The organism is Microbacterium sp. zg-YB36, assembly GCF_024623575.2.
GTDB lineage: Bacteria > Actinomycetota > Actinomycetes > Actinomycetales > Microbacteriaceae > Microbacterium.
The window spans coordinates 57923-77870 of the sequence record NZ_JANJFD020000009.1; the positions used below are offsets into that span (position 1 = coordinate 57923).

Annotated in this window: 17 protein-coding genes and 1 pseudogene; 12 read left to right on the top strand and 6 right to left on the bottom strand. The window is 67.3% G+C overall.

The window, feature by feature from the left end:
- Positions 1-26: 26 nt before the first annotated feature.
- From NQ151_RS13330 to NQ151_RS13350, 5 genes are all read left to right on the top strand, one after another.
- Complete coding sequence (locus tag NQ151_RS13330; RefSeq protein WP_257528385.1) at positions 27-608, top strand: PH domain-containing protein; 582 nt, start codon at positions 27-29, stop codon at positions 606-608.
- 56 nt (positions 609-664) lie between these two features.
- Complete coding sequence (locus tag NQ151_RS13335; protein WP_257509363.1) at positions 665-1801, top strand: 5-(carboxyamino)imidazole ribonucleotide synthase; 1137 nt, start codon at positions 665-667, stop codon at positions 1799-1801.
- Positions 1802-1993: 192 nt separating this feature from the next.
- Positions 1994-2461, top strand: coding sequence for a 5-(carboxyamino)imidazole ribonucleotide mutase (gene purE / locus NQ151_RS13340; RefSeq protein ID WP_257528426.1), 468 nt, complete (start codon positions 1994-1996; stop codon positions 2459-2461).
- Positions 2458-3912 carry an LCP family protein gene (locus NQ151_RS13345; protein ID WP_257528386.1) on the top strand — a complete coding sequence of 485 codons (1455 nt, stop codon included), beginning with the start codon at positions 2458-2460 and terminating at the stop codon, positions 3910-3912. The genes purE and NQ151_RS13345 overlap by 4 nt, the downstream gene beginning before the upstream one ends.
- A 3-nt stretch (positions 3913-3915) precedes the next feature.
- The gene (locus NQ151_RS13350; protein ID WP_257528387.1) at positions 3916-5028 is read left to right on the top strand and encodes a glycosyltransferase; all 1113 of its coding nucleotides are present in this window, start codon (positions 3916-3918) and stop codon (positions 5026-5028) included.
- 36 nt (positions 5029-5064) lie between these two features.
- On the opposite strand, the gene NQ151_RS13355 is transcribed toward NQ151_RS13350, so the two are convergent.
- The 4 genes and pseudogenes from NQ151_RS13355 to rfbB all read right to left on the bottom strand — a co-directional run bounded on the left by NQ151_RS13355 (position 5065) and on the right by rfbB (position 9348).
- A complete protein-coding gene (locus NQ151_RS13355; RefSeq protein ID WP_257528388.1) occupies positions 5065-7185 on the bottom strand; it encodes an LGFP repeat-containing protein in 2121 nt (706 codons plus the stop codon).
- A complete protein-coding gene (locus NQ151_RS13360; protein WP_257509367.1) occupies positions 7182-7706 on the bottom strand; it encodes a hypothetical protein in 525 nt (174 codons plus the stop codon). Before NQ151_RS13360 ends, NQ151_RS13355 begins: the two co-directional genes overlap by 4 nt.
- A 92-nt stretch (positions 7707-7798) precedes the next feature.
- A pseudogene (locus NQ151_RS13365) lies at positions 7799-8347 on the bottom strand (dTDP-4-dehydrorhamnose 3,5-epimerase family protein); the annotation flags it as partial.
- 2 nt (positions 8348-8349) lie between these two features.
- Positions 8350-9348, bottom strand: coding sequence for a dTDP-glucose 4,6-dehydratase (gene rfbB, locus NQ151_RS13370; RefSeq protein ID WP_257509368.1), 999 nt, complete (start codon positions 9346-9348; stop codon positions 8350-8352).
- A gap of 91 nt (positions 9349-9439) precedes the next feature.
- Here rfbB and rfbA point away from each other — a divergent pair, with 91 nt between their 5' ends.
- From rfbA to NQ151_RS13390, 4 genes are read left to right on the top strand one after another with little or no spacing between them, the layout of a single operon-like run.
- Positions 9440-10306: a glucose-1-phosphate thymidylyltransferase RfbA gene (gene rfbA, locus NQ151_RS13375; protein ID WP_257509369.1), complete on the top strand. Its 867-nt coding sequence runs from the start codon at positions 9440-9442 to the stop codon at positions 10304-10306.
- A 35-nt stretch (positions 10307-10341) separates the two neighbouring features.
- Positions 10342-12291, top strand: coding sequence for a rhamnan synthesis F family protein (locus NQ151_RS13380; RefSeq protein ID WP_257528389.1), 1950 nt, complete (start codon positions 10342-10344; stop codon positions 12289-12291).
- On the top strand, positions 12284-13486 hold the full coding sequence (locus tag NQ151_RS13385) for an acyltransferase family protein (protein ID WP_257509371.1): 1203 nt from the start codon (positions 12284-12286) through the stop codon (positions 13484-13486). Before NQ151_RS13380 ends, NQ151_RS13385 begins: the two co-directional genes overlap by 8 nt.
- Positions 13483-14688 carry an alginate O-acetyltransferase AlgX-related protein gene (locus tag NQ151_RS13390; RefSeq protein ID WP_257528390.1) on the top strand — a complete coding sequence of 402 codons (1206 nt, stop codon included), beginning with the start codon at positions 13483-13485 and terminating at the stop codon, positions 14686-14688. The genes NQ151_RS13385 and NQ151_RS13390 overlap by 4 nt, the downstream gene beginning before the upstream one ends.
- On the opposite strand, the gene NQ151_RS13395 is transcribed toward NQ151_RS13390, so the two are convergent.
- Positions 14682-15521 carry an NAD-dependent epimerase/dehydratase family protein gene (locus tag NQ151_RS13395; RefSeq protein ID WP_257528391.1) on the bottom strand — a complete coding sequence of 280 codons (840 nt, stop codon included), beginning with the start codon at positions 15519-15521 and terminating at the stop codon, positions 14682-14684. The two genes, NQ151_RS13390 and NQ151_RS13395, sit on opposite strands and share 7 nt — an antisense overlap.
- A gap of 171 nt (positions 15522-15692) precedes the next feature.
- Here NQ151_RS13395 and NQ151_RS13400 point away from each other — a divergent pair, with 171 nt between their 5' ends.
- The 3 genes from NQ151_RS13400 to NQ151_RS13410 are packed head-to-tail and all read left to right on the top strand — an operon-like array spanning position 15693 to position 19155.
- A complete protein-coding gene (locus NQ151_RS13400) occupies positions 15693-16604 on the top strand; it encodes an ABC transporter permease (RefSeq protein ID WP_257509374.1) in 912 nt (303 codons plus the stop codon).
- A 14-nt stretch (positions 16605-16618) separates the two neighbouring features.
- A complete protein-coding gene (locus NQ151_RS13405; RefSeq protein ID WP_257528392.1) occupies positions 16619-17806 on the top strand; it encodes an ABC transporter ATP-binding protein in 1188 nt (395 codons plus the stop codon).
- Complete coding sequence (locus NQ151_RS13410; RefSeq protein WP_257528393.1) at positions 17803-19155, top strand: hypothetical protein; 1353 nt, start codon at positions 17803-17805, stop codon at positions 19153-19155. Before NQ151_RS13405 ends, NQ151_RS13410 begins: the two co-directional genes overlap by 4 nt.
- A gap of 3 nt (positions 19156-19158) precedes the next feature.
- Here the strand turns inward: NQ151_RS13410 and NQ151_RS13415 are convergent, their stop codons facing one another.
- A complete protein-coding gene (locus NQ151_RS13415) occupies positions 19159-19902 on the bottom strand; it encodes a polyprenol monophosphomannose synthase (RefSeq protein ID WP_257509377.1) in 744 nt (247 codons plus the stop codon).
- Between the last annotated feature and the right edge of the window lie 46 nt (positions 19903-19948).

A 19948-nucleotide genomic window follows, 5' to 3' on the forward strand; every position in this document is an offset into this window, starting at 1 on the left:
TCGTCGGGGGCGGTCACAATGGTCCTGTGACCCAGCCGATCAGCTTCGCCGGACGCCCGCTCACGCCGGCGCCCGGTGCGCCGACCCCTGAACTGAAGGTGGCGCGGCTGCGAGGGCACGCCCGCCGCCTGTTCTGGTCCGCGCTCGTGCTCATCGCCGTCGCCGGTGCAGTGGGCTACTTCTACGGCAACGTGCCCGCGCCGTTCGAAGAGTGGATGCTGCCGACGGCCGCCGCCGCGCTCGTGCTGCTGCTGGTGGTGCTGCCGTTCCTGGTCTGGTTCTCCCGCACGTACACGATCACCACCAGGCGGGTCATCGCCCGATCGGGACTGCTCACGACCCACCGCAACGAACTGGCCCACGCCCGCGGCTACACGATCCGCGAGCGCCGCGGTCCGCTGCAGCGGCTGTGGGGGGCGGGCACGCTCATCCTGTCCAACGGGGTGGATGCGCCGCTGGTGATGAAGAACGTGCCGGCGGTGTCGCTGGTGCACGAAGTTCTCGCCGACCAGGTCGAGGTGAGCCAGATCCTCGCGCACCGCGACTCGCACGCCATCCCTACCGTCACCCAGGCACCCGGTCCGCCGCCGCCGCTCCCCGGCCGCTGAGCCGACCTCGCGCGCTCGAGCGATGCGCGAAGATGAAGGGGACGGAAGGAGCTTGCATGACGCTGCGAGTCGGAGTGGTAGGCGGGGGCCAGTTGGCCCGCATGATGATCGCGCCGGCGGTCGAACTCGGCATCGAATTGCGCGTCCTCGCCGAACAGCCGGAGATGGCAGCCGCGCTGGCGGCCACGGCGGTGGGCGACTACCGCGACGCCGACACGGTGCTGGCCTTCGCCCGCGACGTGGACGTGGTCACGTTCGACCACGAGCACGTGCCACAGCCGGTGCTCCATGCGCTCGTCGACGCCGGGGTCGCAGTGCACCCCGGACCCGACGCCCTGCTGTACGCGCAGGACAAGCTGCTCATGCGCGCGCGCCTGGACGAGCTCGGGATGCCGCAGCCGGACTGGGCCGCCGTCACCGACACGGCACAGCTGCAGCAGTTCCTCGACGATCACGGCGGCCGGGCGGTCGTCAAGACGCCGCGCGGCGGCTACGACGGCAAGGGCGTGCGGGTCGTGTCTGCCGCGACCGAGGCGGAGGACTGGTTCACCGCGCTGGCGGAAGATGCGCGCGGTGGGGCGCTGCTGGTCGAGGAACTGGTCGATTTCACGCGGGAGCTGGCCCAGCAGGTGGCACGCAGCCCCTCCGGCGCGATGCGGTCCTACCCGGTCGTGGAGACCGTGCAGCGCGACGGCGTGTGCGCCGAAGTCATCGCGCCGGCCCCTCATGCCGCTGACCGGCTGTCCGAGGTGGCACGAGGAATCGGCGAGGCGATCGCCGCGGGGCTGGGAGTGACCGGCATCCTGGCGGTCGAGCTGTTCGAGACCAGCGACGAGCGGGTGCTCGTCAACGAACTCGCGATGCGCCCGCACAACAGCGGCCACTGGAGCCAGGACGGTGCCGTGACGAGCCAGTTCGAGCAGCACCTGCGCGCGGTGCTGGACCTGCCGCTGGGCGACCCGTCGCCGCGGGCGCCGTGGTCGGTCATGGTCAACATCCTCGGTGGGCCGGCCGCAGGCGGGCTCGATGAGCGCTTCGCCGCGGCGATGGCCGAGCATCCCGATGCGAAGATCCACACCTACGGCAAGGCCCCGCGCCCAGGCCGCAAGGTGGGTCACGTCACCGTCGTCGGCCCCGATCTCGACGAAACGGTCTACGAGGCCCGCGCCGCCGCCGCCCACTTCGACGCCTGACAGACGCTGAAACGACACCTGGTCGCCGACACGGTGGGAACTTCCCATCGTTTCGGCGACCAGCTGTGGTCTCACCGGTCGGGCGGGGACGGGTCGTGCGCGCCGTTGCGGGCAACTTGCAGGCGCGCGGCCTAGCCTTGACAGGTGACCCGGCCGCTGCATTCCTCCGAAGAACCCCTCGTCGGTGTCGTCATGGGCTCCGACTCCGACTGGCGCGTCATGAGCGATGCCTCCCAGGTGCTGAGCGAATTCGCCGTGCCGCACGAGGTCGAGGTCGTCTCGGCCCACCGCACGCCCGACAAGCTGATCCGGTACGGCCGTGAGGCGCGGGGGCGGGGCCTGAAGGTCATCATCGCCGGCGCCGGCGGCGCAGCCCACCTACCAGGCATGCTCGCCTCCGTCACCGGGCTCCCCGTCATCGGCGTACCCGTGCAGCTGGCCACCCTCGACGGCCTCGACTCGCTGCTGAGTATCGTGCAGATGCCCGCCGGCATCCCGGTGGCCACCGTCTCGATCAACGGCGCCCGCAACGCCGGACTCCTCGCCGCGCGCATCCTCGCGACCGGCGACAGCCGGCTCGCCGACCGGATCGATGGCTTCGCCCTGGACCTCGAACGTCAGGTCGAGGAGAAGAACCGGCGGCTGAAGGAGTCGCTGTGAGCGTGAGCAGCCCGCCGCGCGCCAGCGCCGGCAGGCCGACGTCGGCGCGGTCCGCACTCGTGCAGGACCGACCGATGCGGCATCCGGATGCCGCATCGCCCGACGTGATGACCCGCCGCGCCTGGTGGCTCGTGGTGCTCAACTTCCTGCTGCCGGGGTCGGCACAGGTGGTGGCGGGCAACCGCCGGCTGGGCCGCGTGGGACTTGCGGCCACCCTCGCGATGTGGGTCCTGCTCGTGCTCACCGTGCTTTCGGCCCTGCTGTGGCGCGCACCGATCGGCTGGATCGGCACCAACTGGTTCGCGCTCACCCTGGTCCAGCTCATCCTTTTCGCGTACGTGGTGCTGTGGGTGGTGCTGACCGTCGACACCCTGCGACTCGTGCGCCTGGTGCGCGTGCGAAAGGCGGCCAGGTTCGGTGTGGCGGCGCTCGCCGTCGCGCTGCTCGTGGTCGCCGGTGGGACCACGGCCTACGCCGCTGTCTCGGTGGGCACCGCGCGGGACACGCTCGGCAGTCTCTTCGGACAGAGCGGCCCCACCGTGCCGCCCTCAGACGGCCACTACAACATCCTCCTGCTCGGTGCCGACAGCGGCGACGGCCGCGACTCGATGCGGTTCGACAGCATCTCCGTCGTGTCGATCAACGCCGACACCGGCGCGGTCACGATCAGCGGCATCCCGCGCGACATCCAGAACCCGCCGTTCTCGGCAGGCCCGATGCAGGACCTGTATCCCGACGGCTTCGAGGGTCACAGCGACCCCACCTGCGGGTGGAGCGCCGGCATCAACCAGCTCATGAACGCCGTCGAGGTGTGCCGCGACGGCACCGGTCTCTACCCGGACGCCGAGGACAACGGCTCCTCGCCGGCCGTGGAGGCGACCAAGGATGCCGCAGAGGGCATCCTTGGCATCGAGATCCCGTACTACGTCTTCGTCGACATGCACGGCTTCGCCGACCTCATCGACGCGCTGGGCGGGGTGGATATCACGGTCGCCGAACGGCTGCCCAAGGGCGGCGGTCCCGCCTACGAGGGTCAGCCGGTCGATGACTGGGCGACCGGCTGGATCGAGGCGGGCGAGCAGCACATGGACGGCGACACCGCTCAGTGGTACGCCCGCTCCCGCTACACCACCAGCGACTGGGATCGCATGCAGCGCCAGCGGCAGCTGCAGCAGGCGATGCTCGCCCAGCTCGATCCGGTGACGGTGCTCACGCGCATCAATGAGATCCTGGGCGCCGGTCGGCACCTCATCGAGACCGACCTGCCGCAGTCGATGCTGCCCTACTTCGCCGAGCTGGCGCTGAAGGCGAAGGAGCAGCCGATGGCTTCGCTCGAGCTCACCCCCGAGGGGGTGGGTATCGACCCGGAGGAACCCGACTACGACTACATCCGCGAGATCATGCAGTCCACGCTCCACCCGCCGACACCCACCCCGGCTCCGGAGGGCTGAGCGATGACGACGACACTGCGAGTCGTGCTGGACGCCCTCGTCCAGCCGGCCGGCGACCTCGCCGAGGCGTCGCGCGAGCTCACGACAGCACTGGTGCGCACCGCGCCGTCCGGTTGCGAGGTCGCCGCTCTCGTGCCGGCGGCGCCGGACGAGGCGGTCGCCGAGCTGCGGGGTCAGCTCCCGGGCATCGCCCGCATCGACACCGCCCCCCTCGGGCGCCGCGAGCTCGCGGCATCCTGGCAGCTGGGCATCGCCACGGGAGCCGGCGGCGGCATGATCCACTCGCCGAGCCTCATGGCGCCGCTCGTGCGTCACGACCGCGCGTATGACCACGACCAGACCGTCGTGACGGTGTGGGACCTCACCCCGTGGGAGGCGCCGGACGAGCTGCCTCGCGGCAGTGTGATGTGGCACAAGGCGATGCTCAAGCGTGCGGCCAAGCACGCCGATGCCGTGGTCGTGCCCACACACGCGCATGCCGAACGCCTGGCCGAGTTCGCCAAGCTCGGCGACCGGATCCGCGTGATCGCCGGCGCTGCCCCGGCCGGCTTCGCCGTGCCGACGGATGAGGTCGGGCGCCGCCGTGCGCTGGAGCTTCCCGCGCAGTACGTGCTGATCGACGGCGGGCGGCGCGATGGGCTCGACGCTGCGTTCGCCGCAGCCGCACGTGCCGGCGGCGACCTCGCCGTCGTGGTCACCGACGTGACCGAGGAGGGCGCCGCGGCGGTAGCTGACATCGCGAGCGCGGCGGGCCTGCCCGAAGCGCACCTTCACGTGCGAGGGCGGCTCGATGCCGCCGACCGCGCCGCAGTGCTGGGAGGCGCCGCGACCGTCCTGGCCTCTTCGACCCTCACGGTGTTCCCGTGGCTCGTCGTCGAGGCCCTCGCTGTCGGTGCCCCGGTCGTCGCGGCCGCCTGCGAGGTGCACCGTGAGGTGATCGTCGACGGGGGACTGCTCGTCGACGCGTCGGGCGACGCTCTCGCCGCGGGCCTGGCGCAGGCCCTCGGCTCGGATGCCGCGCGGGCGCGGCTGGCCGTGCTGGCAGGCGACCGCGGCCGGGCGTTCTCATGGCTCGGAGCTGCGGAGCGGGTCTGGCAGTTGCACGCCGAGTTGTAGCCCGTCTCGGCGATGATCGCCGCGCCTCAGGCGCTGCTATTCGCGTGTGAACGAAACGTAACCGCGCTGGTCCGACCGAGCCACCCCGTGCTGGAACTGCTGCGTGCAGCCGTTCGCATCGCACGTCTGTGCTGCGGCGGGCCACCCCAGCCAGGTGATCTCGCCGCCGTAGGTGTACCACATTGACAGGATCGCGCCGTACTGCGTGAAGACAGGCTGTCCGCTCGAGTTCTGCGTGAGGATCCCGGCGCCGTAGTGCTGGATCCACCCTCCGCCGTTGGCGTCGGAGTAACGGATGCTGTTCAGTGCCGGACCGAAAGTGGCGAGTCCGCCGCCGTTGCGCCACGACGAGGCGATGGAGCCGAACACCCCGTAGGTGCCCCACGCGGGAGACTCGGTGATCACTCCGCCGTCGAACTCCTGAGCGCAGTCTCCGGACGCCGTGCATGAACGTTCCGTGCGCGGCCAGCCGTACGGCCCCGCCTCGGAACCGCTCGATGACCACAAGCGCTGTCCCGCGCCGTACGGGATCGCGCGGACCCCCGAGGTGCCCTGGGCGAGTATCCCCGCTGCGAAGTTCTGGACCCAGCCCCCGCCTCCGGCGCTCACCGTACGCATGTCGTTGAATGCGGGTCCCATGGACGACAGGCCGCCGCGTCGCAGCCAGTCCGCGGCGATGGAGCCGCTCAGGATATGGGCACCCCACGTCGGGTCAACCGTCACGACGCCGCCCGCGAATGTCTGTGCGCATCGGTCCGCGACGCAGGAGTAGTCGGTCGTCGGCCAGCCGACCCAGCCGCTGGCACCGCCGGTGCTCATCCACTCGTCCAGCAACGCGCCGTACGGCGTGAGGTGGAAGCCGCTGGCGCTCTGAGCAAGCACGCCGCGTTCGAAGTGCTGTATCCAGGCAACGCCGTCGGGACGCTCGAGATAGGCCATGTCGTTCAGTGCAGCGCCGAGCGAGCCGTCTGTCGCGCCGGAAGCCCGCCAATGATCGTTGACTCCGCCCCAGATCGCGTGGGCGCCGTACGCGGCAGTCGAGGAGATCGACCCCGCGACGAAGGACTGCGCACAGCGGGACCCGCTGGAACAGGCGATCGGGGCGTTGGGGAAGCCGAGGCCGCCCGTGGCACCGCCCTGTCTGTTGTACTCCGTCAGCGTCGCCCCGTTCGCGATGAACACCGTTCCGCCCCAGAAGCTGCCGTAGAGCGTGCCTCGCTCGAAGCGCTGGTACCACCCTTCGCCGTTGTTCTCGACGTAGACCGCGTACGACACGGGCGCGCCCATGCTGCCGCCGGCGCCGCCCTGCGTGTTCCAGTAGTCCGCGAATCCGGGGTGCACGGTGAAGCTGCGGGGGTCGCCGAACCAGTCCGTGAAGAGGCGCCAGAAGTTGCGGTTGCCGTACGCCGAGCAGCCGTCGCCGGTGCCGTAGAGGTTGCGCAGTGCGGCGTCGTTGGGCGTATACGGCGTGTAGATGTACAGCGCTGCGGTCGCCTGGTTGTGGATGTACACCGGCTTCGTGCCACAGGACACCGTGGGCGAGTAGAGGATGTTGTTGGTGCGGCCGGCGCGGTAGCCCCACGAATTGGGTGTGGCGCGGTAAATCTGGAACTGGCGAGCGGCGTAGTACACCTGGTAGAAGAAGCCGGCGGTATTCGGGTCGCACGGTGCGGTGTCGGGACAGCCCTGGCCGGTCGCGGCCTGATAGCTCCACGCCGACGGCCGGGTGGCCGTGATCAGACTCTGCTCCTTCTCAAGCAACACCAGCAGCACGCGCTGGTTGATGCCGCACGAACGGGCGACGTTGTCGATGATCTGAGCCGCGGTCTCGCGAGGATTGCCGACATACCCCCTGCAGTGGGAGTCGGCCGCGACAGTGGGGGTGGACTGGGCGTAGGACTTCAGGCACGTGTATCCGTCGGCGCACGTGCGCACTTTCCCGTTCAGGAACGTCTGGACGTCGGTCGCGGTCATCCCGTTCGAGTCGTAGAAGACCTGATCATCGATGATGTGCCCAGCGTCCCAGTCCGACGCATCGGCCGCAGCCGCCGGCTCGCTCGGGAGCGGGACGAGGAGGCCGATCGTTGCGATGAAGGCGACCAGCAGCGACATGATCCTGATGTGCCGCCGCGGGGCGGGATGCTCTCTGACGCTCACGGGACGCTCACTTCGCTGTCGGCACGACCGTAAGAGGTCGGGGAGGTGTAGGTGAGCGTCAGGTCCCAAGTCCCCGGCGACAACACGCTCGCCGGAATGGTCATGACGCCGCAGAAGTTGGTCTGAGGCCCGCTGGTGGCGTCGATCGCCGCCGTGTGAGACGTGTCGTCGCGTCGTACCTCGAGCGTGCACGTCCCGCCTGCCTCCGGCGCGGCGCCGACGATACCGGTCGCTTCGATGGCGCCGTCGATGACGTCCACAGTCGTGAGGACAACGTCAACGGGCGCGAGCCCGGCCGGAGCAGTGGGGGAAGCTGTGACCGGCGGCGGAGCCGCGGTCTCACCGGGCTGCGCGGGTGCCGCCGACGTCGGTGAGGCGGACTGCGCCGGCGGGATGGGAGTGCTGCTCCCGGTCGCACCGGGTGCGGGTTCAGCGGCGCACCCCACGAAGCCGGCACACAGCACGACAGCGACCGCCGACAGGGAGTATCGGCGAACCCGATGCCGCGCGGCAGTATTCATCCCACCAGGCTATACAGCGCGCACCCCCGTGCGGTGGACCGGCGCACGGTGTCTTGCGGCGCGCAAGGAGATGGCGGCCCGGCTCAGGGGCGCATCGGCCGCACGTCGGCAAGCCGAGGGTGCAGGCGGTCCTTGTCCGACAGTTCCGCGCGGTCGAGCGGGACCGGCCAGGGCACGGCAACCGTCTCGTCCGCCAGGTTGAGGAAGGTGTAGTCGGCGTCGGGACGCCAATGCGCGTTCACCAGGTAGCTGTAGGCGGTGTCGTCCTCGATCGTCTGGAAGGCGTTGCCGACACCGCGCGGAACGAAGATCCCTCGGGACGCGTCGATGACGCTCGTGAAGAGGCGACCGAAGCTGGGCCCCTCCCGCAGATCCACCCATGCGCCGAAGACGGAGCCGGTGGCCACCGAGATGTACTTGTCCCATGGCTCGGCGTGGATGCCTCGCGTGGTGCCGGCGGCGCGATTGAACGAGATGTTGTTCTGCACCGGCTGGAAGTCGGGCAGCCCGACCGAACGCATCTTCTCCTGCTGCCAGTTCTCCTTGAACCAGCCCCGGTTGTCGCCATGGACGGGAAGGTCGAAGAGGATCAGCCCCGGAATGGAGGTTTCCTGGGCGGCAAGGGATTTCCCGTATTCCATCGTCACTGCCCCGTTGTCCGGTATTTCGCTTCGGTTGCTTCCTTCTCGGGGCGCCACCAGTCCTCGTTGTCCCGATACCAGCGGATCGTGTCGGCAAGCCCGGCTTCGAAGTCCGTGTATGTGGGAGACCATCCCAGTTCGGTGCGGAGCTTCGTCGAGTCGATCGCGTACCGCTTGTCGTGGCCGGGACGGTCGGTGACCAGGTCGTATGCGTCCGAGGGCAGGCCCATCTCGCGGAGAATCACCTCGACCACTTGGCGGTTGGAGCGTTCGCCGTCTGCGCCGATCAAGTAGGTCTGCCCGATCTCGCCGGACTCGAGGATCGTCAGGACGGCGGACGAGTGGTCGTCAGCGTGGATCCAGTCGCGCACGTTCCGCCCGTCTCCGTAGAGTCTCGGCCGGACACCGTCGATCACATTCGTGATCTGCCGCGGGATGAACTTCTCGATGTGCTGACGCGGACCGTAGTTGTTCGAGCAGTTGCTGATGGTCGCGCGCACACCGAACGAGCGCACCCAGGCGTTCACAAGAAGGTCCGAGCCGGCCTTCGTTGAGGAGTAAGGGCTCGAGGGGTTGTACTTCGTGTCTTCCGTGAACCGCGTCGGCTCATCGAGCTCGAGATCCCCGTACACCTCATCGGTCGAGATGTGGTGGTAGCGGATGCCCGTCCGGCGGGCTGCTTCGAGCAACGTGAACGTGCCGACGAGGTTGGTGTGGATGAACGGCGAGGGATCGGACAGGGAGTTGTCGTTGTGCGATTCCGCTGCGAAGTGCACGACGGCATCGTGCGTGTCGAACAGTGAGTCGACGAGTGCGCGGTCCGCGATGTCGCCCCGAACGAGACGCATGCGATCCTCTGGCAACCCCGCGAGGGACGCCGCGTTGGCCGCATAGGTCATGCTGTCGAGCACGGTGACGTTGTCGTCGGTGTTGCTGAGGACGTGGTGCACGAAGTTGGAGCCGATGAAACCGGCGCCACCCGTAACGAGAAGGTTCCGCATTGCTCCAGATTAGTGGGCACGCCGCCGAGAGACCGCTGTGCCTCGCCCCGGCGATTGGCGAGCGCGCCTCCGATCGGCGAGACTGGACAGCATGCGCGGGATCATACTGGCCGGAGGAACCGGCTCACGGCTCCACCCCATCACCCTCGGGGTGTCGAAGCAACTGGTACCGGTTTACGACAAGCCGATGATCTACTACCCACTGTCGACGCTGATCCTCGCGGGAATTCGCGACATCCTCGTGGTGACGACGCCGCACGATGCGGATCAGTTCGAACGCCTCCTCGGGGACGGCACCCGCTTCGGTGTCTCGATCACCTACGCGCAGCAGCCCTCCCCGGACGGCCTGGCGCAGGCTTTCGTCCTGGGGGAGCAGCACATCGGCTCCGAGTCGGTCGCGCTCGTGCTCGGGGACAACATCTTCTACGGTCAGGGGCTGGGCACCCGTCTTCGCCAGTTCGCATCGCCTGACGGTGGCGTGATCTTCGGGTATTGGGTCGACGACCCCACGGCCTACGGTGTTGTGGAGTTCGGAGAGGACATGCGCGTCGCCTCGATCGAGGAGAAGCCGGCCCATCCCAAGAGCAGTTATGCCGTGCCGGGGCTTTACTTCTACGACAACGACGTCGTGGAGATCGCCAAGACGCTCAAGCCGTCGCCGCGGGGCGAGCTCGAGATCACCGACGTCAACCGCCGATACCTGGAAGAAGGACGGCTGCGCGTCGAACTGCTGCCGCGCGGAACCGCCTGGCTCGACACCGGCACGTTCGACTCCCTCAGCGAGGCGACCGAGTTCGTGCGCACCGTGCAGAAGCGCCAAGGGCTCTCCCTGGGGTGCCCCGAGGAGGTCGCATGGCGACTCGGGTTCCTCAGTGACGATGAACTGCGCGAAAGGGCGGCCCCGCTCGTGAAGAGCGGTTACGGCGCCTACCTCCTCAACCTCTTGGACGCACGATGAGACGGCGCGCTGCAGAAGACGAGACAAGGAACACGGTGCCCACGTTCGACATCGGACCGCGCGAAGGCGCACCCGCCACTCGCTTCCCCGACGGCGGGAAGCGGGTGATCTTCTACCTCTTCTTCGATCACGAGGGGGTGGTGGACGACTACGTCCCGTACAAGCTCGAGAGGCTGCGGCCCTTCGCCGAGCACATCTTCGTCATCGTGAACGGCTCCGTGAATGCTGAAGGCAAGGCGAAGCTCGACGCGGTCGCCGACACCGTCTGGGAACGGGAGAACACCGGCTTCGACGTCGGCGGGTACAAGGCCGCGCTCGCCGAATTCGGTGAGGAACGGCTCGCCGAGTACGACGAGCTCATCCTCATGAACTACACCTGGTACGGGCCCGTGCGCCCGTTCGAGCCGGTCTTCGAGCGGATGGACGCTGAGGACGTCGACTTCTGGGGGCTCACCACCCACGGGTCGATCAAGCCGAATCCGTTCACTCATCACGGTGAGCTCAAGGCGCACATCCAGTCGCACTGGATCGCGGTCCGGAAGTCGATGTTCCAGAGCCAGGACTGGCGCGACTACTGGGCGAACATGCCCGCGATGACCACCTACCTCGACTCCGTCCTGAAGCACGAATCCGTCTTCACCGACCACTTCGCCACACGCGGCTGGTACTGGGACACCGCCTTCTCGCACGAGGCGTACAGCGATGCCCACCCGACCTTCCAGTTCGCCGGGCAGCTGCTGGACGAAGGATGCCCGCTGCTGAAGCGGCGCCCCTTCTTCCACACTCCCGTCTTCCAGGACCGCCACTCGATCGTCCCGCGCTGGTTCCTGGACAAAGCGGAGTCCTATGGGTACTCGCGCGACCTCATCCTGCCGAACCTGGCTCGCACCAGCGAACCGCGCGCGCTGTACACCAACGCGGCCCTGCTGGAGGTCCTGCCGGACGGCCACTCGGATTACGACGAAGGCAAGCCGCAGCGCATCGTGGCGATCGTGCACATCTTCTACGTCGACATGACGGAGGAGCTGCTCGGATTCCTCTCCAACCTTCCCAGCGGGTTCGACTTGATCGTCACCACGACCGACGAGGGGCGTGCGCGCGAGATCCGCACCATCATCGACCGGCGCGCGGACCCCAAGGTCCAGAAGTACGAGGTGCGGGTGCTGCCCTCCAACCGCGGGAGGGATCTGTCGGCGTTCTTCATCGGTGCGAAGGACGTGCTGCGTAGCGACGACTACGACCTCGTCGTCAAGATCCACTCGAAGAAGACGGTCCAGAACCTCGTCAACAACGGGTATTACTTCAAGCGGCAGCAGCTGGAGAACCTGCTGGGAACCTCGGCGTTCGCTTCGAACGTCGTCGCGCTGTTCCAGAAGGAGAGCAAGCTCGGCGTCGTCTTCCCGCCTCTCGTTCACGTGGGGCTCGCGACGATGGGGCGTGGCTGGTACGGCAACAAGCCCGGCGCCAAGGCCCTCGCCAAGAAGCTGGGTATCAATGTGCCGCTCGACGACACCGCGCCGGTCGCTCCCTATGGGGCGATGTTCATCGCGCGGCCCGAGGCCCTGCGCAAGATGACCGACGTCGATTGGCGCTACAGCATGTACTCGCCGCCCTCGGATCACACCGACGGCTCACTCGCTCACGTGCAGGAGCGTCTCATTGCCTATGCTGCGGGCTCACACGGTTACTACGTGAAGTCGACGCTCACGCCCGAACACGCAGCGATCAGCTATACGTCACTCGAATACAAGCTCAACGTCGTGGGGCCTTATGTGCCCCCGTATGCGGTGGATCAGGCGCACCTGCTTCCGATCATGGGTGAGTGGGGGCTGGGCGGGGGTCTGGGTCTGCTGAAGATCTTCTTCACCGTCTACCACCCGCGTGTGGGACGTTTCGTGCTCGGGCTGTATCGTCCGGCGCGGACGGTGTACCGGGCGCTGCGCAAGCTCGTGCGCCGGGACCGGGGTGCAGTGGCGGATGCGTAGCCTCGCAGACTCCTTCAACCCGCGGAGTAACAGCATCGGGTTCCTGCGATGGCTGATGGCCTTCATGGTCATCTTCAGCCATGCCGGCCCTCTCGCGGGATTCTACGGGGGTCGTGATCTGGGGACTCAGTGGAGCGAAGAGCAGTCCCTCGGTGGCGTCGCGGTCGCCGGGTTCTTCTTCCTCTCGGGCTTCCTCATCACACGCAGCAAGATGGGCAGATCGTCGACGCCGCGCTTCTTCTGGCGGCGCATCATGCGCATCTATCCGGCGTGGTTCCTCATCCTGCTGGTGACGGCGTTCGTGCTGGCTCCGATCGCCTGGATCCGTGAGCAGGGGAGCATCGACGGGTTCTGGACGGCGACGGTGGACTCGCCGTTGACCTACTTCTCCAACAACATGTGGCTCCCGCTCGTCCAGCACGGCATTGCAGGCATGGGCACGTCGATCCCGTTCTTCACCGATCACGGCGGATTCGAATGGAACGGCTCCGCATGGACATTGGCCTTTGAGTTCGGGGCCTACATCCTGGTGGGTGTCCTGGGCGTGGTGGGTGCGCTCGCGCACCGCATGATCGGTGGCCTGATCGCGTTCTTCATCATCGCCCTGGCCATGATGCAGTGGTTCCGAATCGGGGATCTCGCCGCGTTCACCCCCGCGCTGGGCGACTTCAGGGTACTGCTCCTGCTCGCGCCGTTCGCCTTCGGCATCCTCTTCGCGCTGTACGGCGACCGGATCCCGATCGACGACAGGCTCGCGATCGCATGCGCGCTCATCGCGGCTTTCACCTACGCCAAGGGTGGCTGGCTGGTGTTCGGCCAGTACGCTTTCTGCTACGTGCTGATCTGGTTCGCCATCCGCGTCCAGAAGCTCAAGAACTGGGACAAGCACGGTGACTTCTCCTACGGGATCTACATCGTCGCCTGGCCGCTCATGCAGTTCGTCGCTTACTTCGGGCTCCAGGACCACGGGTGGTTCATCTACCACCTCGTGATCGTCGCGGGATGCCATGCATATGCGTACTTGTCCTGGCATCTCGTGGAGCGGCCCGCACTCCAACTGAAGGACTGGACGCCGCGATGGCTCCTGCGCTTCCTGGACGTGAGTCGACCTCAACGCCAGCGGCTCACCGGGTGGATCAATCGCCCCGAGCCGGTCTCCGGCAAGGAGCCGATGGTGGCGGGGGGCGTTCGATGACAGGCGCGGGTCCCGATGTCGTCCACGGAGCTCAGGTCCCCTCGCCCAAGTGGTGGCGCCCGTTCCGCAACGTACCCCTCATCAGCCTGGGGATCCTCTCTCTGCTCGCCGCGCTCGTGGGCTGGGTCACGCAGTATCGAATCGACCAGGCCGAGGCGGCACCGGCACCCACCGCGGCGACGCAACCCACTCCCTCGACCGGTGCCGTCGACGACGTGTGCCGACCGCCCGTCGAAGGCACCGGAGAGGAGCCCTGGATCGATTCGGACGGGCAAGCCGAAGCGCGTTGGGAGCAGCACGCGGCCGATCTGTCCGGCCCCGTGGTGCTCGGCCGAGACGGATGGGCGTTCTACAACGACCAGATCGAGGAGAACTTCTCACAATCGATCGGCAGGCGGTACCTGTCGGCAGCCGAAGCCGGTGCATGGCACGACTACTTCGAATCGGTCTCGACCGCCCTGGCGGATCGTGGGATCTCGTTGACCATTCAGGTGACCCCCTCCGCGGGCAGCGTGTATCCGCAGCAGCTGCCGGAGTGGACCGACGGCATCGTCGGGTCCACGCCGCTGGATCAGTTCCTCGCGTCGTCCCCCGATCTGCCGATCGTGGATTTCCGACAGGATCTGCGCGAGGCGAGCCAGGGCAACGCCGTGTACTCGCCCGTCAACAGCCACTGGACCGACTGGGGCGGCTACATCGGCTGGCAGACCTTCGCTGACTGCAACGCCGTTCTCCACCCCGAGGACGATCCCATCCAGGTGCCGCCCGTGGAGGGGGTCCAGATCGTCGGCGAGTTCAACGAATACGCGCCCTACGGCGTCCCTGGGCTGGGCCAGGACTGGACCGCCCCCGTGTTCGCGGAACAGCTGCCGGAGGTGGAGATCACCGACAACACCGGCGAGGTCACGATCGCACCCGGTGGTTCCGCGCTCGACCTCAACCGCTTGCCTGCGTCGACGCTCAACTCGCAGGCGCCTTCGTCGCAGAGGGCTCTGATCCTCCGCGACTCCATGGGAAACGCGCTCTCGCCGTTCTGGCAGCAACAGTACGCGCAGACCTGGCAGGTGCAGCATCGGTTCGACAACTGGTCGACCCCGCCGAATTTCAACGACCTCGTCGAGCAGTATCAGCCGGACGTGGTCATCGTTCAGCTGGCGGAGCGTCATCTGGTCAACGCCCCGGCGGTGCCCAGCGGCTACTGAGCAGCGTCACCGCTCATGATCTGTCGGATGACCGTGGCATCTCCCCAGACGGCGGGCGAGTCGTAGGGGCGGTCGGGGAAAGCGCCGTACTCCAGCGAGATGGGCAAAGCGTTCTCCGTGATGAACTCCTCGACCTTGTCTGCGAGGGATACCGGGACGCCGCTGGAGCAATTGACCACACCGGTGACGTCCGAGTGCGTGACAGCGGCGATCTGTCGGCCGAGTTCCTCCACCCGGATGAAGTCGTACTTGCTTCGGCCGGTTGTGAACGGAAGCGTTGACCGGCCTGCGTCGACGGCCTCGAGCAGACGAGCGAAGATCGATCTGTTGCGCCGGTCGTCACCGTAGATGTAGTAGCACCGCAGCCATGCGAGCGAGGTGCCGGTGTCCGCCAATGCAAGGGGAAGGGACCGTCGCAGCGCATCCTTGGCGATTCCGTACTGCGACAACGGGTCGGTGGGGGTGGCGGCATCGATCGGTCCCTCCCAGTACCCGACCTCGTGCATCGTCCCCAGCGCTGCGATCCTCGGCACGCCGGCCTGCGCCGCTCCCGTCAAGAACCGGAAGTGCGCCGACAGCTGACCCATGTGGGCGGAGGAGTTGTGGGCGAAGCCGTCCTTCCACGCGAGGTGGACCAGGGCGTCGGGATTCCCGAAGACACCCAGATCCAGATCTTCCGCCAGGACGTCGGCATGCACGACCGTCGCGTCGGGATGAAGCGGGGCGGTCGAACCTGGGCGCAGCACCGCTACGACGTCGTCGCCGCGAGCCACGTGCGCGGCCACCACGTGCGGTCCGATGTATCCGCCTGCTCCTGTGACGACGACTCTCATGCTGTGCTCTCCATCGGTTTGGGGCCACTGCGCGACGAGACCGCGCGGTGAACCATTCCTTGTGCTGCCCAACAGAAGTCCAGGCGCCGCTCAAGCCTACCCACGGCAGGTCACACACATCCGGCCCGGCTATAGTCGAGGGGGCCATCGAAAGACGCGTTGAGTGGGGCAGTGGACAGTACACAGAGATTTACTCGCCTGAGCGAGGAACCGTTCGCGACCATTGAATCGCGCGGACTGCGCACGGATCGGCGCGGGGGGAAGCTGGCCGAGATCTTCGCTCATCGCGAGTTGCTCGGCCTTCTCGTCCGGCGAGACCTGCAGGCCCGCTACCGCGACAGCTTCCTGGGATTCCTGTGGACGCTGATCAAGCCGATCATCCAGTTCATGATGTACTTCGTCGTGCTGGGACAGTTCCTGCGTGCTGCCGAGGGTATCCCCGACTTCGCGGTCTACCTGTTCGCCGGTCTCGTCCTGTACACGTTCTTCTCCGACATGGTGTTCGGGTCGACGACCTCGATCCTGGCCAACTCCGGCCTCGTGAAGAAGATCTACCTGCCTCGCGAGGTGTTCCCCCTGGCGAGCGTGGGAGCCGCGAGCTTCATGTTCGCCGTTCAGGTGGTCGTGCTCCTGGTGGCGGCGATCGGATTCCAGGCCCTGCCCCAACCCGTCGAGATGCTCTGGTTCTTCCCGTCGGTGCTCCTCGTGCTGGTGTATGGTCTCGCGATCGGACTGCTGCTCTCCGCTCTGAACGTCTACCTGCGGGACGTCCAGTACCTCACGGAGGTCGTGATGATGCTCGCCATGTGGGGGTCGCCGATCGTCTACTCCTGGAGCATGGTGAAGAACGTCTTCGCGCAGTTCAACCTGCCCGACTGGTTGCTCGAGGTCTACATCAACAACCCCATCACACTCGGGGTGCTGGGGTTCCATCGCGCGTTCTGGGGCGCGGGCACGGCCGCCGACTATCCGGAAGGCCTGGGGATGCGGATGCTCATCGCCGGCGTGTTGGGACTGATCCTGCTGGTCATCTCGCACCGGGTGTTCACCCGGCTGCAGGGCAATTTCGCACAGGAGCTGTGACCGTGGAACAAGCAGTGAGCGCTCCCGAAGTCGTGCGCGTCGACGGAGTCTCCAAGCGATTCATCGTTCGCAAGGACAACACGCTCAAGGAGCGCGTCATCCACCTGGGCGCCATGGGACGCAAGCACCGGAAGGTCTACACCGCCGTAGACGACGTATCCATCAGTATCACCGCCGGAACCACCGTCGGGCTGCTCGGGCCCAACGGATCGGGTAAGAGCACCCTGCTGAAGCTCATCGGCGGCATCGTGTCCCCGTCGACCGGTACGGTGCAGACGCGAGGGCGCATGGCGGCGCTGCTGGAGTTGGGTGCCGGATTCCACCCGGATCTGAGCGGGCGGGAGAACGTGTTCCTCAACGCCTCGATCCTGGGCATGACGCGCGCCGAGACCGAGCGGCAGTTCGATTCGATCGTTGAATTCAGCGGCATCGGCGACTTCATCGACACCCAGGTGAAGTTCTACAGTTCCGGCATGTTCGTCCGGCTGGCGTTCGCGGTCGCGATCCACACCGACCCTGACGTTCTGCTGGTGGATGAGGTGCTGGCTGTCGGAGACGAGGCATTCCAGCGCAAGTGCATGGACAAGGTCGTGCAGTTCCAGGCGGAGGGGCGCACGATCATCATCGTCAGCCACTCGGCGGGGCAGATCGCCGAACTCTGCGACCGGGCGATCGTGCTCGATGAGGGGCGCGTCATCTTCGATGGCGCGGCCGACGAGGGCATCTCGGTCCTGCGGGAGGCGCTGGAGGGGCGCCGCACCGGGACAGCCGTACGCGAGGAGGTGGAGCCGTCGGTGGAGGTGGCCTCGATCCGTGCGCTCGACCCGCACGACGGAACACCACTGAAGTCCCTCACGCCAGGCGATCCACTCGAATTCGAGGTCGCGCTGACGGTGCGCTCTCCCGTCACGGTATGGGAGACGGGGTTCAGCATCGACACCCCGCAGGGCCAAGTCGTCCTCTCGACGAACAACGTGCGACTGGCGCGGGAACTCCCGCCGCTGTCGCCCGGCGAGCGACTCGTCCGTTACCGCATCTCCGACACGCATCTGGGTTCGGGACAGTACTACCTCAACGCCTACGTGCTGGATGGTGACGGCCACAATCACGCTCTCGGCCAGGGCGCTTTCTTCGCGGTGTCCAAGGTCGATGAGAACCTCGGGACGGTGTGGGCAGACGTCTCGATCGTGGAGGTCGAGTGACCGGTCGCAAGTCGCCCGAGGGTGATGTCACGACGAGACCCGTCTCTCGAGGCGTCGAGTACGGGCTCCTGATCGCCCTGGTCGTCGCCGGTGCCATCATCACGTGGTTCCGCGTGCCCGATGGCCACCACGACCGCGTCTGGGCTGAGGACTCGAACATCTTCCTGGGGGAGGCCCTCGACCAGGGGCCGTGGGCCGTACTGCTGCAGGGATACGCGGGCTACCAGCACTTCGTCCCGCGCCTGGTCATCGCGCTGATGATGCCGGCGTTGGATCTGCAGTACTACGCGGTGACGGTCTTCGCGATCTGCGCCGTGCTCACCGGTCTGGTCGCAGGCGCCGTCTTCTGGCTGTCGCGCGACCTCGTGCCCTGGATCCCGGCGCGGGTGACGGTCGCCTTGATCACGGTGATCATCCCGCTCGCCACGCAGGAGACCGTCGGGAACCTCGCCGACCTGCACACGTACGCCATGTGGCTCGCCCCCTGGCTGCTGCTGTATCGCCCGCGCACCTGGTGGTCCTCCGCAGGGTGGGCGGTCATCTTGTGGGCCACGGTGATGACGGAGATACAGGCCGTGTTCTTCGTCTTCCTGATCTTCTTCCGCCTGCGTCGCCGAGATCGGCGCTCGTGGCCGCTTGTGGCGGCCTTCGTGGTGGCCTCCGCTGCGCAACTGCTCACCGCAGTCACCGGCGAGCGTCAGACCAGCAACGGGCCGTTGAGCATTCCGTCCACCGTCATCGGGTGGATGATCAACACGGTGATGCCGCTCATCACCGCCGACCCGGTCCTCATCCGAGCGTGGGTCCTCGAATCCGGCGTCTTGGTCGCCGTTGCGATCCTCGTGCCGATCGTCGTGGCTGCTGTCGTTGCACTCGTGTGGGGAAGCGGCGAGCAGCGGCTCCTCGTGGTGTCGCTGCTGTTGGGGTCTGCTGCCATCTACACGGGCAGCGCGTGGGCGAACAGCGACGTATGGTTCATGTATGCCGAGGAAGGCCTCGACACCATCGGCGCCCTCGTCGTCAACATCCGCTACGGCGTCGCGTCCGGCATGATGCTCGTCGCGGTCATCCCCATCGCCGCCGCAGTCGTGCTGAGACGCTGGGGCGGTGCGCTCTGGTCGAAGGTGGCTGCGTGGGCCGCCTGTGTGGTCGTCGTCGCCGCGCTCGGCTACGGCAGCACCATGACGATCTCGCTGCGTGATTGGGTGGGCGCGTGGTCTCCTGCCGTCGCGCAGGCTGTGGAGGAATGCTCGACATCGGCGCCGTCCGATGTCGTGACCCTGCCTGTGGCACCGGACCGGTCGGTGGACCTCGTGTGCGAGGACGTCCTCGCACACACCGGCCGGTGACCGTCAGCGGCGGAACACGCGTGCCAGACCCCACTGGGTGACACGGGTCATGGCTTCGAGGACGATGGGCCCACTCATCTTGGATTCGCCGATCTCCCGTTCCCGGAACTCGATCGGAATCTCCACGAGCGTGTAGCCGGCGGCGAACACGCGCCGGGTCAGGTCGATCTGGAAGCAGTATCCTCGCGATTCCACTTCGTCCAGGCCGATCAGGTCGAGGATGTCGGCACGGTAGACGCGGTAGCCGGCGGTGACGTCGCGCACAGGCAGCCCGAGCATGGTCCGGGCGTACCAGCTCCCACCGCGGCTGATCACCCGGCGCGCCCACGGCCAGTCCACGACGGATCCGCCCGCGACCCAGCGCGAGCCGATCGAGCCCGCGACGGTGCCCGAGGAGTCGGTGTCGACCGCTGCGATCAACGCAGGCAGGCGCTCAGGCGGATGGGAGCCGTCGGCATCCAGCTCGACCAGCAGGGCGTAGCCACGCTGACGTCCCCAGGCGAATCCCGCCAGGTAGGCCGCACCTAGGCCGTTCTTCTCGGTGCGGTGCATCACGTGCACTCGACCGTCGGTGCGGCTCAGCTCGTCGGCGACGGCGCCGGTCCCGTCCGGGCTGCCGTCGTCGACGACCAGGATGTGTACGTCGGGCGCGGCTGCCAGCGTGCGACCGATGATGGATTGCAGGTTCTCACGCTCGTTGTACGTGGGGATGATCACGAGCGTGCGGGTGCTGTCAGCGGCTACCACGGTGGTTTCAGGCCTAACGTCGGGGGAACTGTACGGGGTTGGATCG

Bases quoted from the DNA above. Each gene is read 5' to 3' on its own strand.
- NQ151_RS13395 (WP_257528391.1), bottom strand. From the start codon at position 15,521: ATGAGAGTCGTCGTCACAGGAGCAGGCGGATACATCGGACCGCACGTG.
- NQ151_RS13390 (WP_257528390.1), top strand. From the start codon at position 13,483: ATGACAGGCGCGGGTCCCGATGTCGTCCACGGAGCTCAGGTCCCCTCG.
- NQ151_RS13385 (WP_257509371.1), top strand. From the start codon at position 12,284: ATGCGTAGCCTCGCAGACTCCTTCAACCCGCGGAGTAACAGCATCGGG.
- purE (WP_257528426.1), top strand. From the start codon at position 1,994: ATGGGCTCCGACTCCGACTGGCGCGTCATGAGCGATGCCTCCCAGGTG.
- NQ151_RS13360 (WP_257509367.1), bottom strand. From the start codon at position 7,706: ATGAATACTGCCGCGCGGCATCGGGTTCGCCGATACTCCCTGTCGGCG.
- NQ151_RS13350 (WP_257528387.1), top strand. From the start codon at position 3,916: ATGACGACGACACTGCGAGTCGTGCTGGACGCCCTCGTCCAGCCGGCC.
- rfbB (WP_257509368.1), bottom strand. From the start codon at position 9,348: ATGCGGAACCTTCTCGTTACGGGTGGCGCCGGTTTCATCGGCTCCAAC.
- rfbA (WP_257509369.1), top strand. From the start codon at position 9,440: ATGCGCGGGATCATACTGGCCGGAGGAACCGGCTCACGGCTCCACCCC.
- NQ151_RS13335 (WP_257509363.1), top strand. From the start codon at position 665: ATGACGCTGCGAGTCGGAGTGGTAGGCGGGGGCCAGTTGGCCCGCATG.